The following is a 15,677-nucleotide window of genomic DNA, read 5'->3' on the forward strand; positions in this document are numbered from 1 at the left end:
GCATGGACGACCTGCTTACCAGGCACGACACCCGCCCGGCGCTGTTGCTGCCGGACGGTTCCGGGATCACGTACGCACAGCTCGCGCGGGAGTCGGACCAGGTGGCGAAGGGCCTGGCCGCGGTGGGCGCCGGGCCGCGGTCGACCGTCGTGGTGGCGATGCCGAACGGGCCGGGATTCCTCGCCGCGTTCCTCGGCTGCCGGACCGTGGGTGCGATCTTCGCGCCTGTGCCGCCCGCGCTCACGCCGACCGAGTTCGAGCGGGTCATGCGCGTGTCAGCACCGCACATCGTGATCGCGCATCCGGACTCCCGGGTCCTGCGATCGCCGGTCCTGCGCGAGGGGACGTTGATCGACGGCCCACCCGGCACGCAGTGGGTGCGTTCACCCGCTCGGGACGACCAGCCCGAAGTCGGTGCCGATGACGCCCTCGTGCTGTTCACCTCCGGCAGTACCGGGGATCCGAAGGGCGTGCGGCTGACGGCGGGCAATCTCCGCGCCGGGATCCAGGCCGTGCTCGGCACCACGGGACTTGGCCCGGCGGACAAGAGTGTCGCTCTGCTGCCGTGGACTCACGGTCACGGGCTCATCGGTCAGCTCCTGTCGTCGGTGGCGGCGGGCGCGTCCGTTGTCGTCCCCGGCACACCGAACCTGGTGGAGTCGGGTGTCTTCACGTGTTCGCCCACCTGGCTGACCACGGTCCCACCGCAGCTGTCCGTCCTCTGCGAGTCGGCGGCCGCGGCCCAGAACCCGTTGCCTGCCTTGCGTTTCATCCGTACCGCGTCGGCTCCGCTGACGACCGGCCTGGCGCGCCGGGTCGAGATGGTGTTCGACTGCCCGGTGGCCGAGGCGTACGGCATGACGGAGACCAGCCATCAGGCGGCCGCCAACGCGCCGGACTACGGGCGGCGGCGGCTGGGGACGGTGGGCCGGCCCACCGGGGTCCAGGTCCGGACCGGCCCGTCCGGCGAGCTCGAAGTGCGTGGGGACGCGCTGTTCACGGGGTATCTGGGCCGGGCCGACCTGACCGCGCGGGCACTGAACGCCGACGGCTGGTACCGGACCGGGGACATCGCCGAGATCGCCCCCGACGGCTACGTCAAGCTGCTCGGCCGATCGAGCGAGCTGATCAACCGCGGCGGGTTCAAGATCTCGCCGGTCGAGGTCGAGGAGGCGCTCGCCGCCCATCCAGGGGTGCTGGACTGTCTCGCCACCGCCGTCGACGATCCGGTGTTCGGCCAGGACGTGGCCGTGCTGGTGGTGCTCGGCGACCCGGCGCCGGCGGTCCGCGAGCTGAAGGCGCACTGCCGGGAGCATCTCAGCGCCCACAAGCAGCCTGCGCGGATCCGACCGGTGGCGGCGCTGCCGAAACTGGCCAACGGCAAGCCAAGCAGACGGCTCGCCGCCAGCATGTTCGACGAGGGGTGACCCAGGAAGGAGTCGGTCCGTGGCCGAGGACAGCGAGGACGACCGCGTCTACACGGTCGTCGTCAACGAGGAGGAGCAGTACTCGATCTGGCCGGCTGACCGCGTGCCCCCGGCGGGGTGGACCGCGGCGGGCCGGGCGGGGACCAAGGCGGAGTGCCTGGCGCACATCGAGTTGGTCTGGACGGACATGCGGCCGTTGAGTCTGCGCAGGCGGATGGCCGCGGACGCGGCGACGAAGACAGGCAGCCAGGACTGATGTCCACGAACGTCGATCCCACCACAAGCATTGACGCCGGCCGGCTGCTGCGCCGGATCGCCGAACTCGCCGCGATCGGCGCCGACCGGCTCGGCGGCGTCACCCGGCCCGGCTTCGGTGCCGCCGACCGGGCCGCGATCCAGTACCTCCGCGACACCGTGCGGGCCGACCGCCTTCACTCCACAGTGGACCCCGCGGGCAACCTGATCATCCGCGGTGGCGCCAGGTCCGGCGACCGCCCTGTTCTGCTGATGGGCTCGCACATCGACACGGTGGTCAACGGCGGGCGCCTGGACGGCAGCTACGGCGTACTGGCGGCCATCGAAGTGCTCACCACCATCACCACGTCGGGCCCGCCGACTCGGTGCGAGCCGGTGGTCGTCGCCTTCGCCAACGAGGAGGGCGCGCTGTTCCAGCAGCCGTTCTGGGGCTCGCTGGCGATCGCCGGCGGGCTGGCGGACACGACCGTCCCAGCTGTCGGAGTCGAAGACCACTCGCTGAGTGACGCCCTGCGGCTGGCGGGCGGCGATCCGGCCGACATCCAGGGCGCGGCCTGGCCGCCGGGGACCATCGAGTCCTACCTGGAACTGCACATCGAGCAGGGACCGGTCCTGGAGCGGACGGGTGCGCGGATCGGGATCGTCGATCGGATCGTCGGCCGGACCGTGTTCGACGTCGAGATCCACGGAACGGCCGGGCACGCCGGGACCACGCCGATGTCGATGCGCCGGGACGGACTGGCGACGGCCGCCCACGTGATCCTCGCGGTGCAACGGATCGCGGCCGAGCGGTGTCTCTGCCGGGTCGCCACGGTCGGGCACATCAGCGTGGCACCCAACAACACGAACGTCGTGCCCGGCCGGGTCCGGCTGACCGTCGAGATCCGGGACACCACAACGGAATCACTCCTGGTCGCCGAGGCGGAGGTGCGCAGGGAGATCAAGGAGATCAGCGAGCGGACCACGGTCCCGATCAGCGTCACTGTGACGACCCGGGTCGACCCGCGGAGCACCGACGACAGGCTTCGGGCGCTGATCGGCGACGCCGCGGACGCGCTGGACCTGCCGTCCGTCGTCCTTCCCAGCGGCGCCGGCCATGACGCGCAGATCATCGCGGCGGTCGCGCCCATCGCGATGATCTTCGTGCCGAGCGTCGGCGGCGTGAGCCACGTGCCCGAGGAGCACACCGCCGACGAAGATCTCGTGGCTGGTGCACAAGTGCTGCTGCACACCGTCCTGCGGCACTGATCACATCGAGGTGAGTGTCCACTGTTGACTGGTGTCGCCGGTGTCGGTCTGTTGCACGATGGCCGCGTTGTCGGCGGTGGAGTTGCCGGCGACACCGATCACCTTGCCGGTCCTGACGCTGACCAGCTTGACGTAACCGCTGTCGGTCGGGACGAGCCGCCACTGCTGGTTCGTGCCGCCGTTGGCCGGCCACTGGATGATGGGGGTGCCGTCGGCGGAGCTGTTGCCCTGCACGTCGACCAGTAGGCCGGAGTTCACATTGGACAGTGTGCTGGTGCCGTCCGCGGCGGTGCTGACAGTCCATTGTTGGTTGGCGCTGCCGTGGAAGGGCCACTGGATCAGTTGGGTGCCGTTGGTGGTGGAGGAGCCGGGGACGTCCAGGGCTTTGCCGGAGCGGCGGTTCACCACGCTGTGCGCGCCGGACAGGGACGCTTCGAACGTGATCGGCTTCGGTCGGGTCTGGTGCAGGTCGAACACCAGGATCTGGTTGTCGCCGGCGGTGAGCCAGGGGGCCGGGCAGTAGAGGCGCTGCTGTGGGCCGATCGACCAGTAGCGGCCCAGGTTGTGGCCGTTGACCCAGACCACGCCCTTGGTCCAGCCGGACATGTCCAGGTACGTGTCGCCGGTCTGGCTCAACGTGACCGTGGCACGGAAGAACAGGCCGGGCCGGTTGGGGTCGCTGACCGTGGGGCGCAGGCCCGCGACGAACGCCTCGTCGACCGGCAGGGGATATGTCCGCCAGTTGGTGAGCGTGCCGCCGTTGGCCAGGGACACCTGTTGGGTGATGCCCTTGCGGTCGACCAGGCCGTGGCCGAAGTTGACCCGGCCCATGCCCTCCACCAGGATGTCCAGCGTCGGGCTCGACCCCGCCGACCCGAGTGCCAGGCTGGATCCGGTGGTGACCTTCAGCGGCGTCGCGTACGCCGAAGACACCGCGGGGCGGGAGATGCCGCCCTGGTAGGCGCCGTCGAGGAAGACCGTGGCGTAGTCGTGCACGGACGTGACGTTCAGAGTTGTGCTGGAGTAGCCGGAAAGTGTCTTGCGGTACAGCATGAATCCGGAGTTCTGGCCGTAGTTCTCCATCGGCTGCGGGGTGGTGGCCGAGACCGCGGCGGGCAGGTTGTCCCACAGTGACGCGTAGACAGTCGGGGTCACGCCGGTGCGGGTGATCGTCGGGATGGGCGCGGGGACGGCCGGGAGCGGGGCGCCCAGTGCGGACTCGACGATCCCGCGGTACGCCGTGTACCTCGCGGTCGGCCGGCCCTGTTCGGTGATCGGGGCCGAGTAGTCGTAGCTGGTGATGTCCGGCTGGTAGCCGCTGCCGGAGTCACCCGCGTTCGCGCCCGCCCAGTACCCGAAGCTGGTGCCGCCGTGGACCATGTACAGGTTGAACGACAGGTTGCCGGTCATGAAGCCGCGCAGCGTGCCGGAGATGTCGGTGTCCAGACCGGCGAACGTGCCGTCACCCCAGTGGGTGAGCCAGCCGGGGTAGACCTCGCCGGCCATCGCGGGGACGGCCGGGAACGAACGCCGGCAGCTGGCGATCGACGAGGCGTCACCGCCGCTGAGCCCGATCGCGCCGCCGGTGACGTTGGTGTGGTTGCCGGTCACCTGGCCGAGACCGTCCTGCGTGTAGAACGGCCCGGTGATCCCGGCCTGCACCCACAGCTGCCGCAGTTCCTCCATGTAGACGCCGTCGTTGCCGTACGACCCGTACTCGTTCTCGACCTGCACCATCAGGACCGGCCCGCCGTTGGCGACCATGAGCGGCTTGATCACCGGGGCGATCGTGGTCACGTACCTGGTCACCGCCGCCATGTAGTGGGTGTCCGCACTGGTGCGGACCCGCAGCGAGACCGGCGAGTTGGCCAGCAGGTACGGCGGCAACCCACCGAGATCCCACTCGCCGCAGACGTACGGCCCGGGGCGCAGCAGCACCCACATCCCCTCGGCCTGGCAAAGCTTGATGAACGACACGAAGTCCCGCCGGTCCGTGCTGAGGTCGAACACGCCCGGCCGTTCCTCCAGGTAGTTCCACATCAGGTAGAGCGCGATGGTGTTGAGACCCATCGCCTTGGCCATCTGGATGCGGTGCCGCCAGTACTGGACGGGAATACGCGCGGGATGCATCTCGCCGCTGCGGATCTGGAACCTGGCGCCGTCCAGCAGGAAGTTCGCGCCGTCGGTGGAGAACCCGAACGTGTGCCCGGCGGCGTTCGCCGTGCCGGCGAGGGGGCTCAACAGGCTGACGAGCAGCAGCGTGCGGCGGTTCACGGGCACTCCCAACAGTCGACTACGGCGGCGAACAGGTTGAGCAGTCGTGCACCTTTGGTCAATCTTTCGATCACGAACGCGCACATCGTGACACTCGGATGGTAAGAACACCCCGCGCATGCGTCAAGACTCAACGCAACCGAACACAACACCCCACGACCGAAAGGCACAGCGAACAGCCCGCCGCGAGCGGCGGGCACCGACACTATTGTCTGTCCTCGCTCCGCTCGGACGGCTTGGCCGCCCGAAGCCGGCCATTTCCACCGCGCCCCACGCGACCGACATCTCCGCTCTGACCTGCCCGCCGCTGTACTCGGGGCGATGTCGGGCGTGTTGCGCGGCGTAAATGACCGGCGCGGCCAAGCGAGCCACCCTCTTGATGTCCGTTAGGAAATCGTGAACGGCTACTTCAACACGTTGACCGCGCGGGCGATCACCAGGGCGACTGTCACCAGGGAGATCGCGGACTGCAGCAGCATGGTCGCCTTCGCCCAGCGGGACAGTGGCAGGACGTCGGTGGGGCTGAAGGCGGTCGCGTTGGTGAAGGACAGATACAGGTAGTCCATGAACGCCGGTTCCCAGTCCGGGTGGGCGAGTTCGGGGCTCTGCATCTGCACGAACTGGAAGTCCGGCAGTGGCTTGCGGGCCAGGGCGCGGGCGACCGGGCCGCCGCGGTCGAACTCCCAGTACCAGAGGGCGAAGACGATCACGTTGGTGAGCCAGATCGCCGCCCCGGTCATCAGCAGCGGGCCGGCGTCCTCGCCGAACCTGCCCTGGGTCAGGCCGACTACCAGGGTGCCCGCGGACCACGCGTTGGCCACGCTGATCACGGCGATGAGCGTCAGGCTCGCCAGCCGCAACAACTTCGACTCGCGGGAGATCCGAACCGGATTCGCCACCACCAGAACGACGAACAGGACCAACTCGGGCACCGGCAGCAGCCAGCTGGGGCCCAGGGCGAGCACGTCGGGCAGCAGCAGTTGGAACGCGACGGCGGCGAGCACCGCGAGGCTGACCACCCACCGCGGTTCGCCCTTGGTCTGCCGTAGCCAGGCCGGCACGTGTTTGACACCGGTCGCGACCGCCTCGACCGGATGGTGCCCGTGGCACAGCATCTCCTCGAGTCTCGCCAGTTCGGCCCGGACCGAGCGGGCCACGGCCAACGGCGTGTGATGCTCTACTGTGGACTTTTCGGTCATTTCGTCGGACATGTGCGTCCCTCCCGGTCTCCCCCAAGGGATTCTGCCCCAGCTGGGTCAGCGGACGCGGGGAAACGGCCGACGTGGCGCCAAAAGCTGGTGCAGGGCCGGCGCGAAGTACCAGACAATCTTCTCTTTCGGCACATTCGCCAGTTCCGGCAGGCGCATCATCTCGCGCAGCAGCGCCACACCGAGCAGCTGGCCGACGATCAGGGCCCGGCGCAGCTCGGCGTCCGGCCCGGTCACGGTCCCGGCGATCTCGGCGATCACCGCCTGGGTCAGCTCGCGGGCCGCGGTGCCCGGCTTGCCCGGGTCCACCGACCGGGTGAGCACCCTGACCCGGGTGCGCCGCTCGGCCTCGGTCAGCCCGTCGGCCATGTCCAGTTGACGCACCAGGATCTCGCGGGCGCGCTGCCCGGTGGTCACGTCCCCGGTCGGCGTGTCGTAGTCGGCCATCCGCTCCGTCAGGACGGACGCGTACAGCGCCGCCTTCCCACCGAAGTAGCGGCTGATCAGCGACGGGTTGCACCCCGCCTCGGCCGCGATCGCCCGTACCGTGGTCGCGGCGTAACCATGCAGCCCGAACAGGGTCCGGGCCGCGCGGTGGATCGCTGCACGGGTCTGCCCGGCGTTGCGCATGTAAACGACTCACCCCTGTCCCCACCGCGATGACCAGCGCTGACGACACCCAGAGTAAACGGCGCTGGCCGCGGCCGCGTTCCTTGCCGGACCGTCGATCGAGCGGATCTTCGGGCACTTCGAAGGAGGAACGACCATGATCGACGTCGACTACCTGGTTGTCGGCGCGGGCGCGATGGGTATGGCGTTCGTCGACACACTGCTGACCGAAAGTGACGCGACCGTGGCCATCGTCGACCGGTACCAGCAGCCCGGCGGGCATTGGACGATCGCCTACCCGTACGTGCGGCTGCACCAGCCGTCGGCGTTCTACGGCGTGAACTCCCGTGAACTGGGCAGCGGCACCGCGGACGAGGTCGGCTGGAACGCCGGCCTGGACGAACTCGCCTCCGGCCCGGAGGTGTGCGCGTACTTCGATCAGGTGATGCGCCAGCGGTTCCTGCCGAGCGGCCGCGTGGCGTACTTCCCGATGTCCGAGTACCGCGGGGCCGGCCGGTTCCACTCGCTGGTCACGGGCGAGAAGTTCGAGGTCCGCGCGCGCAGGATCGTGGACGCCACGTACATGAAGGTGTCCGTACCGGCCATGCGACCGCCGGCGTACGAGGTGGCACCAGGGGCGCGTTGCGTCACACCGAACGCGTTGGCGCGCACGGACAGCCCAGCGGACCACTACACCGTCGTCGGCGGCGGCAAGACCGGTATCGACGCGTGCCTGTGGCTGCTGGCGCAGGGAGCCGACCCGGACCGGCTGACGTGGATCGTGCCGCGCGACGCGTGGCTGCTGAACCGGGCGAACATCCAGCAGGGCCCGCGGCACGCCGACGCGATCGGCCGGATGATGGCCGCCCGCGCCCAGGCCGTTGTCGATGCGACGTCACGGCACGACCTGTTCGACCGTCTGGAGGCGTGCGAGGGGCTGATGCGGCTGTCCCAGGACGTCCGGCCCACGGCGTACCGCTGCGCCACGGTCACCCGGCTGGAGCTGGGGCAGCTCCAGCGGATCAAGGACGTGGTGCGGATGGGACGCGTGCGGAAGGTCGGCGTGGACGAGATCGTCCTGGACCACGGCACGATCCCGACGACGCCGGGGACCGTGCACGTCGACTGCACGGCCGACGGCCTGGCGCCGCGCCCGGTCGTGCCGGTCTTCGCCGGCGACCACCTCACGCTGCAGGCGGTCCTGGTCTGCCAGCAGGTCGCGAGCGCCGCGATGATCGCGCACGTCGAGGCGACCCGCACCGACGACGAGACCAAGAACGAGCTGTGCGCCCCGATCCCGCACCCCAGCATCGACGCCCACTGGATCACCACGACCCGCGCGTCGGTCGCGGCGCTGCGGCGCTGGCAGCGGGATCCGGACCAGCTGGACTGGCTGGTCGCCAGCAGGCTGGTGCCGAACTTCGGCGGCCGCGCCCCCGACGAGCTGCTGCGGGTCCAGCAGGAGAAACTGGCCGCGCTGGCGTGATCGGGCCGCTCCGGAATGCGCACGGGGGCTCCTCGGTTGACGATCGTGAGGTGACGAACACCGAGAAAGGACCGCGACGATGCCATTGACCGGGGAGTACGAGCCCAGCCCCTTCGACTGGGCCAGCCAACAGGTCGAGAAGTACGAGAGCTCGGGTGGCACCGAGGGCACCGAGCACGAGGGCAAGCCGGTGATCGTGTTGACCACCAAGGGCAACAAGTCCGGCAAGATCCGCAAGTCGCCGCTGATGCGGGTGGAGCACGACGGCACGTACGCGGTCGTGGCCTCGCTGGGCGGCGCGCCGAAGCACCCGGTCTGGTACCACAACGTCGTCGCCAACCCCCTGGTCGAACTCCAGGACGGCCCGGTCCGCAAGGACTACACCGCCCGTGAGGTGACCGGCGACGAGAAGGCCGTCTGGTGGGAGCGCGCGGTCGAGGTCTGGCCGGCCTACGCCGAGTATCAGACGAAGACCGACCGGCAGATCCCGGTTTTCGTGCTCGAACCGGCGAACTGACTCGAACCGCCGGCCGGTTCCGTTCGCCCGCCACGACCATTGCGACGACCCCGAGGCGGTGTTTCAGGCGCTCGCCGCCCAACCGTTCGACCTCGCGAAGCCACCGTTGCTGCGGGCCGCCCTGGTTCGGCTGCCCGGTGCCGATGCTGGTGATCCGGCACATGGTGGCCACGGACCGGCCGTTCCTCACGTCCGACCCGCGCCACCTGGCGGCGTATCAACGACGATTCAGCTCGTGACCGTGGCGTTGCCACAGAACGCGGCGCCCAGGACCTTGGATTCCGCCATCGCGAACCTCGTCGGGTCGATCTCGGTAGCGCCGGCCGTCACCGACATCTCGAACCGCATCCGGCCGTCAGCGGTGCCGTACATCGCCGTGGAGTAGCCGTGGATGCTGCCGCTGTGGCCGACAACGGTGCCACCACACGCGGCGCCCGCGTCGAACTGGCTGAGCCCCAGCCCGTACCCGCTCACCGGGTGCGGCTTGCGCATCTCGGTGAGCATCGCCGGGCTCAGCAGCCTGCCGCCGAGGAGCGCGGCCAGGAACGTGTCCAGATCGTGCGTGGTGGAGATCATCTCACCGGCGCTGAACGCCCACGACGGGTTCAACGCCGTGATGTCGACAACGCCTTTCTCGTAACGGAAATAGCCGTGCGCGTGCGGGCCTGGGATGAACGGCCAGCTGCCGGGCAGGAACGTGGCACGCATGCCCAACGGACGCAGGATCCGTTGCTCGACCTGGGTGGCGTACCGGGTGCCGGTGACCTTCTCGATCAGCAGGCCGGCCAGGACGTAGTCGGTGTTCGAGTACGAGAAGCTGGTGCCCGGCTCGAACAACGCGGGCTTGGCGAGCGCCAGCCGGACCAGGTCGGCCGGCCGGTACGTGTGCCAGCGGGCGTCCAGGAACGGCTGGCCGGTCATGGGAATCCCCGGCGAGCCGGGCTCGCCCGTGTAGTTGAAGATACCGCTGGTGTGCTGCAGCAGCATCCGGACGGTGATCCGGTGGTCCAGCGCGAACTCCGGCAGGTACTGGTCGACGGGTGCGTCCAGGCCGATCCGGCCGTCGTCCACCAGCTGCAGGACCACTGTGGACACCACGGTCTTGGTGACGCTCCCGGCCCGGAACCGGCCGTCGGTCGGCGGCGGTGTCATGTCACCCAGTCGGGTCGAGCCGGCTGAGCCGGTCCAGTCGCCGCGCGGGGTGTGCATCCGCACCTGCACCCCGGTGACACCGAGGGCGACCAGCTCGGCCATGGCCTGCTGGACCGGGCTCTGACTGGGCGTGATCATCCCGACCGCGAGCGTCGCGGCGAGTAATGTCGTTATCATGGCCCCGACGATCGGCGATCCCGCTGCCAACCACCTGAGCGCTCGCTGTCACCCCGCTGCCATCAGTGTCAGCGCCCTCAAGCACCGGCTCGTCACCACGTTCCAGCGGCACGTCGCCAACCCCGTGCTCCGGCGGGTGCCCGTCCAGACCCTGCTGGAGACCACCGGCCGGCGCTCCGGCCAGCCCAGGGTGACCCCGGTCGGCGGCCGCCGGGTCGGCCAGGAGTTCTGGATCGTGTCCGAGTTCGGCACGAAATCCCAGTACGTCCGCAACATCCAGGCCGACCCGCGGGTCCGGGTCAGGATCCGCGGCCGGTGGCACTCAGGCACCGCCCACCTGCTCCCGGACGACGACGCCCGCGCCCGGCTCAGGTCGCTGCCGCGCCTGAACAGCGCCGCTGTCCGCGCGATGGGCACTGACCTGCTGACTGTCCGCGTCGACCTCACGGGGTGATGCGCAGGCCCCGCCAGACCGTCTCGGCGGCGGCGTGCACGACCATCACCAGGGCGACGACCCCGGCGGTCGCGGCCGGACCGCCCGGCCCGGCCAGCACCGCGCCCAGCACGATCAGCACGGCCGACGCCATCCGGACCGCCGTCAGGAACAAGCTGGCGCCGATCGACAACGACCTGATCCACGCCATCGCGGCGACGCACACGGCCGCGGGCAGGCCCATGGCGAGCTGGGCGCCCAGGCCAAACTCGTGGGTCTCGTACGCCTTGACCGCGACCTGGGCACCCGCGCCCATCGCCCCGATCGCCGCGAACACCAGCAGGTGCCCGTAGCCCCACAGGAACGCGACCCGGTTGCTGGACATCAGGGCGCGTCCGTCCACGAAGTCGAAGTACAGCCACCACACCGCGAAGGCGGACACCAGCACGGCGATGCCGATCAGCAGCAACGGCAGGGTGACGCCGTGCTCGAACGACCCCTCGATGGCCATGGTGGCGGCCAGAATGGACTCGCCGAGGACGATCAGGGTGAACAACCCGTAGCGTTCGGTGATGTGGCCGAGGTGGAACGCCTGCCGGTTCCCGCCCTTCACCGCCCATTGCGGAACGAACAGCTCCAGCAGGATGACCACGACGAAGCCCACGTACCGGATCGGTAGCGGGACCGCCAGCAGCGCGACCCACAGCACGGTGGTCCCGGCGATGCCCTTCGCGTACCGCATGGCGAACGTTCGCTCAGCGGGGTGGTGCCGGGCACCGCGCGTCCACAACAGAACCAACGGGATGCGCGCGGCCGCGTACGTGAGCGTCAACGGGACGTAGTTGCCGTGGAACGCGGACGGCATGCTCGCCGCGATCCCCAGCGCGCCAAGCATCTGGACGAGGGTCAGCAGCCGGTACGTGACGTCGTCGTTGTCGAACGCGCTGCCGAACCACGAGAACAGCATCCACGTCCACCAGACGGGAACGAACAGCAGCGAGTACCGGATCGCGCCGTCCAGCCCATGCCCCGCGCTCACCGCGTGCGCCAGCTCGTCGGCCAGAATCGCGGCGGACACCACGAAACACAGGTCGAACAGCAGCTCGAGCGGGGTGCTCGCGCGGTGCGGCTCGGTGTGGTCCCGCAACGGCATCGGCCGGGACCATCGACGGACACGGGTAGACGGCTCAGTCACTTGACCCCCAAATCCAGACTTAGGCCCCAAAGGGTAACCCGTTCACACCCACTGGGCCGCGCCACCGCCACCACGGTCAGGTTCGCCACTGGCGAACACGCGAGCGGGGTGTCCGGGCGTGCGGCACCCTGGGGCTGAGCGGCTGGAAAGTCGCTTGATTCGGGCACGCCGAACGGGAAGGGTCGATTCGTGGACACGACCGTCGAAACCGACGAACACAGCAGTGCGGCGCCCTCCCCGCAGCAGCTGGCCGACGCTGCCGCCACCGCGACCGCCCTCGCGGAGCAGTGGCCGGCCGGTGCCGAACGGTTGCGGGCGAGTGTGATCCGTCCGCTGGCCGCCGCGGCCGGCGACCTGGCAGGGCGCCCAGCTTCCTCTGTGGACCTGGTGGACCTGACCAGATCGGTGACTCGGCTGACCGCGTCCGCGCAAGTCCCCGCCCAGGTGATCGAGGCGGCCGCGGCCCTGCAGGACCTGGCGTTGCGAGTGGCCCGTTCGGAGTCCGACGAGGCCGCCACCTCCTTGCTGGCGGAGCTCACCGAGCTGCAGGCGGGTGCCCGCCCGGGAATCCGAGTGGCGCACAACGGCCCGTATCTGGTGACGGGCGCGGACAACCTGCGTACGTACCTCGGTGAACCTGTCGGGACCCGCCCACAGATGGCACTGTGCCGTTGTGGAGCGTCGGAGTCGAAGCCGTTCTGCGACGGCAGCCACGCCCATACCGGCTTCACAGGCGACAAGGACCCTAACCGCGTCCCGGACCGCCGCGACACCTATGAGGGCGGCACGGTGACCGTGTACGACAACCGTGGCCTGTGTCAGCACTCAGGATTCTGTACCGACCGGTTGAGCACGGTGTTCCACAGTGGCAGCGAGCCGTTCGTGACACCCAGCGGCGGTCGGATGGACCAGATCGTGGCGGCGGTGCGCGCCTGCCCTTCGGGCGCGTTGAGCTACGGCGTCGACGGCCGGGAAGCCCGCGAGCAGGTCGACCAAACCCAACGCCCCGCCCAGATCGAAATCTCCAAGGACGGCCCCTACCGGATCACCGGCGGCATCGCCCTCACCGGCGACCAAGGCGAGGAAATCCAGCGCCCCCAAGGAGCCTCGCACGAACACTACGCGCTCTGCCGCTGCGGCCAGTCCCAGAACAAACCGTTCTGTTCGGGCATGCACTGGTACGTGAACTTCAGCGACCCGCCCCTGCCCGAAGACCCGACGATCTTCCAGTGGGCCGGCGGCTACCCGGCCCTGCTGCGCCTGACGAAGACCTTCTACTCCCGTTACGTGCCAGAGGATCCACTGCTGTCCCCGCTGTTCGCGAACATGTCCCCGGACCACCCGGAGCGGGTGGCGAGCTGGCTGTCCGAGGTCTTCGGCGGCCCGGACTTCTACAGCGGCCACTACGGCGGCTACTCCAGGATGATCGGCGAGCACATCGGCAAGTGCCTCACCGAGGAACAACGCGCCCGCTGGTCCCAACTGATGGTCCAGGCAGCCAACGACGTGATGCTCCCCAACGACGCGGAGTTCCGAGCCGCCTTCGTGTCCTACATCGAATGGGGCACCCGCCTCGCGGTGGAGAACTCGCAAACCGAGTCCAAGCCCCCGATGAACATGCCGATGCCGCACTGGTGGTGGGTCTGCGACGCGACCCCAGGAGCCCGAGTCTCAGCCCTGGCCGAACCCGAAGAAGACCCAGCGGTCCTCCCGGCCGAAGGCGAACCGGTCAGCTACGCCAAGCACGTGAAGACCCTCTTCCGCCGAACGGACCGAAACTCCATGAAGTTCGTCTTCGACCTCTGGTCCTACAAGGACGTATCCCAGCACGCAGACCACATCCTGGCCCGCCTGAGCAACGGAACCATGCCCTGCGACGGCCCCTGGCCCCAAGAAAAGCTCAACTGCTTCAGCCAATGGATCGAAGCCGGAAAGCCGGAGTAGAACCAGACAAGGACAACCGACACCGAGGCCGACCGGCAAACAAAGGCGGCCGCCAACCGGCAGTCGGCAGCCGGGACGGCTGCCAGGCGAGGCGGTTGGTAGGCGGGGGTTGGCAGCGGGGATGGCTGGCAGGCGAGGCAGTCGGCGCGGCTGGCAGGCGAGACGCTGATAGGCGGGCGGGCTGGTAGGTGGGGTTGGTGGTTGAGATGGCTGGCGGGCGGGGTTGGTGGTTGAGGTGGCTGGTAGGTGGGGTTGGGCCATGGTTAGAGGTTCGATTTTACACGGGGAAGCGGCGGTATAAGCTGGCTGCGGCGGCAGGCCAAAAGCCGCCGAAACGGCCGAGTCCGGGGTGGAGGAACGGGGAACCCTTGGCCTGCCGGCGTAGTCGGCTTGCACCGCCGCGAGGGGTCCCCGTGTCAAATCGAACCGGCGGTCCACTTACCCCCGAACAACCTCGCTGACATAAAGCACATTCCCGTCCGGGTCCCGGAAGTCGAACATGACCGGCACACCCGGCCAGTTCAGCAGCTCGTCGACATCCACCCCACCATCCGACAGCTGGGCGTGCAGCGCCGCCGCGTCCTCGGTCGTGAAGCGGATTCCGGTGTCGACGCCCGCGAACTCCTGGTCACGGGCCGGGGTCAGGGCGATGGTGGTGCTGGACCGATGCGGCCGCAGCTCGATCCACCGGCCGCCGAACCGCGGTACCGGCGCGTCCATGATCTTCTCGAAGCCCAGGGTGCCGACGTAGAACTCCAGTGCCCGGTCCTGGTCGCTGACCGGGATGCCCACGGTCCGTATCGCGTCGATCATCGTGTCCTCCTCAGTGGTGTGCGTTCACAGGTGACGTAGAAGCTGTGTCGCCGTCCTCGACATCCTCCGGAGAAGTTTTTTTGTTTTGACGACATCGACGCAGGGTGGTCCACGTAGGTCCGGTGGCTAACATGATCTTATGAGCGTTCCCCCGGCCGAGGCGCCGACCGGACATGTACCCGTGCCCGAGGTCGTCGCGAAGATCGCGGGCGCCGCCGTCATCACCCCGGTGTGGCGAAACGAGCTCGGCGGCCTGACGTTCCGGCTCGACAACGACCGATACGTGAAATGGGTCGCCGCGGGCACTCCGGAAATCGACCTGCCCGGCGAAGCCGAACGTCTGGAATGGGCGCGGCGCTGGGCACGCGTGCCGCGAGTCGTCGACCACGGCACCGATTCAGCGGGCGACTGGCTGGTCACCGCGGCCGTCCCTGGCACGTCCGCGGTGGATCCCAGGTGGAAAGCCGAGCCCGTCACCGCGTCGGCCGCGATCGGCCACGGGTTGCGCCTGCTGCATGACACCGTACCGGTGGACGACTGCCCGTTCGACTGGAGTGTGGAGCGGCGGCTCGTCCGCGCCGACGAACGGATCGCCGAGGGCGGGGGACCGGCCGACTGGGCGCCCGAGCATCGGCATCTTGAGCTGGCCGAGGCACGACAACGGATCGGTGCGCCACCGGCGATCGACCGGCTCGTGGTATGCCATGGGGATACCTGTGTTCCCAACACGTTGATACACGACGACGGCACGTTCGCCGCGCACGTCGACCTGGGGTCGCTCGGGGTGGCGGACCGGTGGGCCGACCTGGCGGTGGCAGCCTGGAGCCTGGGCTGGAACTACGGTCCCGGTTTCGACGGGATCCTGTACGACGCGTACGGGATCGAACCGGACCAGGAACGGATCGCCTACTACCGCCTGCTGTATGACCTCGCCTGACA

General features: G+C 69.2%; 15 protein-coding genes. 9 read left to right on the top strand and 6 right to left on the bottom strand.

The features are described from left to right. Positions 1 to 2: 2 nt before the first annotated feature. Genes EV192_RS33730 through EV192_RS33740 form a run of 3 tightly spaced genes read left to right on the top strand, consistent with a single transcriptional unit; the run spans position 3 to position 2,930 of the window. Entirely contained in the window at positions 3 to 1,427 is a 1,425-nt protein-coding gene (locus EV192_RS33730) for a class I adenylate-forming enzyme family protein (protein ID WP_132122647.1), read from the top strand. Between the two features lie 19 nt (positions 1,428 to 1,446). Then, complete coding sequence (locus EV192_RS33735) at positions 1,447 to 1,683, top strand: MbtH family protein (protein WP_132122648.1); 237 nt, start codon at positions 1,447 to 1,449, stop codon at positions 1,681 to 1,683. Continuing rightward, positions 1,683 to 2,930, top strand: coding sequence for a Zn-dependent hydrolase (locus tag EV192_RS33740; RefSeq protein WP_132122649.1), 1,248 nt, complete (start codon positions 1,683 to 1,685; stop codon positions 2,928 to 2,930). The genes EV192_RS33735 and EV192_RS33740 overlap by 1 nt, the downstream gene beginning before the upstream one ends. Here EV192_RS33740 and EV192_RS33745 read toward each other — a convergent pair whose 3' ends face one another. The 3 genes from EV192_RS33745 to EV192_RS33755 all read right to left on the bottom strand — a co-directional run bounded on the left by EV192_RS33745 (position 2,931) and on the right by EV192_RS33755 (position 7,042). Beyond that, positions 2,931 to 5,204, bottom strand: coding sequence for a beta-galactosidase (locus EV192_RS33745; RefSeq protein WP_207926352.1), 2,274 nt, complete (start codon positions 5,202 to 5,204; stop codon positions 2,931 to 2,933). Between the two features lie 404 nt (positions 5,205 to 5,608). Next, a complete protein-coding gene (locus tag EV192_RS33750) occupies positions 5,609 to 6,415 on the bottom strand; it encodes a DUF1345 domain-containing protein (RefSeq protein ID WP_132122651.1) in 807 nt (268 codons plus the stop codon). Positions 6,416 to 6,460: 45 nt separating this feature from the next. Beyond that, positions 6,461 to 7,042, bottom strand: a complete 582-nt coding sequence (locus tag EV192_RS33755) for a TetR/AcrR family transcriptional regulator (RefSeq protein WP_132122652.1) — start codon at positions 7,040 to 7,042, stop codon at positions 6,461 to 6,463. Between the two features lie 136 nt (positions 7,043 to 7,178). Here EV192_RS33755 and EV192_RS33760 point away from each other — a divergent pair, with 136 nt between their 5' ends. From EV192_RS33760 to EV192_RS57510, 3 genes are all read left to right on the top strand, one after another. Further along, positions 7,179 to 8,507: an NAD(P)/FAD-dependent oxidoreductase gene (locus EV192_RS33760; protein WP_132122653.1), complete on the top strand. Its 1,329-nt coding sequence runs from the start codon at positions 7,179 to 7,181 to the stop codon at positions 8,505 to 8,507. Between the two features lie 79 nt (positions 8,508 to 8,586). After that, on the top strand, positions 8,587 to 9,024 hold the full coding sequence (locus EV192_RS33765; RefSeq protein ID WP_132122654.1) for a nitroreductase family deazaflavin-dependent oxidoreductase: 438 nt from the start codon (positions 8,587 to 8,589) through the stop codon (positions 9,022 to 9,024). Between the two features lie 161 nt (positions 9,025 to 9,185). Next, on the top strand, positions 9,186 to 9,263 hold the full coding sequence (locus EV192_RS57510) for a hypothetical protein (protein WP_424923413.1): 78 nt from the start codon (positions 9,186 to 9,188) through the stop codon (positions 9,261 to 9,263). On the opposite strand, the gene EV192_RS33770 is transcribed toward EV192_RS57510, so the two are convergent. Continuing rightward, positions 9,253 to 10,353 carry a serine hydrolase domain-containing protein gene (locus tag EV192_RS33770; RefSeq protein ID WP_132122655.1) on the bottom strand — a complete coding sequence of 367 codons (1,101 nt, stop codon included), beginning with the start codon at positions 10,351 to 10,353 and terminating at the stop codon, positions 9,253 to 9,255. The genes EV192_RS57510 and EV192_RS33770 overlap by 11 nt on opposite strands. Here EV192_RS33770 and EV192_RS33775 point away from each other — a divergent pair. Beyond that, on the top strand, positions 10,352 to 10,807 hold the full coding sequence (locus EV192_RS33775) for a nitroreductase family deazaflavin-dependent oxidoreductase (RefSeq protein ID WP_132122656.1): 456 nt from the start codon (positions 10,352 to 10,354) through the stop codon (positions 10,805 to 10,807). The genes EV192_RS33770 and EV192_RS33775 overlap by 2 nt on opposite strands. Here the strand turns inward: EV192_RS33775 and EV192_RS33780 are convergent. Further along, the gene (locus EV192_RS33780; protein ID WP_132122657.1) at positions 10,797 to 11,981 is read right to left on the bottom strand and encodes a low temperature requirement protein A; all 1,185 of its coding nucleotides are present in this window, start codon (positions 11,979 to 11,981) and stop codon (positions 10,797 to 10,799) included. The two genes, EV192_RS33775 and EV192_RS33780, sit on opposite strands and share 11 nt — an antisense overlap. A 189-nt stretch (positions 11,982 to 12,170) precedes the next feature. Between EV192_RS33780 and EV192_RS33785 the strand changes: the two genes are divergently transcribed. Next, positions 12,171 to 13,925: a CDGSH iron-sulfur domain-containing protein gene (locus tag EV192_RS33785; protein ID WP_132122658.1), complete on the top strand. Its 1,755-nt coding sequence runs from the start codon at positions 12,171 to 12,173 to the stop codon at positions 13,923 to 13,925. Positions 13,926 to 14,363: 438 nt separating this feature from the next. Here the strand turns inward: EV192_RS33785 and EV192_RS33790 are convergent, their stop codons facing one another. Continuing rightward, positions 14,364 to 14,738 (bottom strand): VOC family protein, encoded by a 375-nt coding sequence (locus EV192_RS33790; protein ID WP_132122659.1) that lies wholly within the window; start codon positions 14,736 to 14,738, stop codon positions 14,364 to 14,366. Between the two features lie 139 nt (positions 14,739 to 14,877). Between EV192_RS33790 and EV192_RS33795 the strand changes: the two genes are divergently transcribed. After that, on the top strand, positions 14,878 to 15,675 hold the full coding sequence (locus tag EV192_RS33795; protein ID WP_132122660.1) for an aminoglycoside 3'-phosphotransferase: 798 nt from the start codon (positions 14,878 to 14,880) through the stop codon (positions 15,673 to 15,675). The last annotated feature ends 2 nt before the right edge of the window (positions 15,676 to 15,677 follow it).

The organism is Actinocrispum wychmicini (genome assembly GCF_004345645.1).
Classification (GTDB): domain Bacteria; phylum Actinomycetota; class Actinomycetes; order Mycobacteriales; family Pseudonocardiaceae; genus Kibdelosporangium; species Kibdelosporangium wychmicini.

Excerpts from the sequence above, each read along its gene's own strand:
- EV192_RS33730 (WP_132122647.1), top strand. The coding sequence starts at position 3 with ATGGACGACCTGCTTACCAGGCACGACACCCGCCCGGCGCTGTTGCTG.
- EV192_RS33740 (WP_132122649.1), top strand. The coding sequence starts at position 1,683 with ATGTCCACGAACGTCGATCCCACCACAAGCATTGACGCCGGCCGGCTG.
- EV192_RS33750 (WP_132122651.1), bottom strand. The coding sequence starts at position 6,415 with ATGTCCGACGAAATGACCGAAAAGTCCACAGTAGAGCATCACACGCCG.
- EV192_RS33755 (WP_132122652.1), bottom strand. The coding sequence starts at position 7,042 with ATGCGCAACGCCGGGCAGACCCGTGCAGCGATCCACCGCGCGGCCCGG.
- EV192_RS33760 (WP_132122653.1), top strand. The coding sequence starts at position 7,179 with ATGATCGACGTCGACTACCTGGTTGTCGGCGCGGGCGCGATGGGTATG.
- EV192_RS33765 (WP_132122654.1), top strand. The coding sequence starts at position 8,587 with ATGCCATTGACCGGGGAGTACGAGCCCAGCCCCTTCGACTGGGCCAGC.
- EV192_RS57510 (WP_424923413.1), top strand. The coding sequence starts at position 9,186 with ATGGTGGCCACGGACCGGCCGTTCCTCACGTCCGACCCGCGCCACCTG.
- EV192_RS33775 (WP_132122656.1), top strand. The coding sequence starts at position 10,352 with ATGGCCCCGACGATCGGCGATCCCGCTGCCAACCACCTGAGCGCTCGC.
- EV192_RS33770 (WP_132122655.1), bottom strand. The coding sequence starts at position 10,353 with ATGATAACGACATTACTCGCCGCGACGCTCGCGGTCGGGATGATCACG.
- EV192_RS33790 (WP_132122659.1), bottom strand. The coding sequence starts at position 14,738 with ATGATCGACGCGATACGGACCGTGGGCATCCCGGTCAGCGACCAGGAC.
- EV192_RS33795 (WP_132122660.1), top strand. The coding sequence starts at position 14,878 with ATGAGCGTTCCCCCGGCCGAGGCGCCGACCGGACATGTACCCGTGCCC.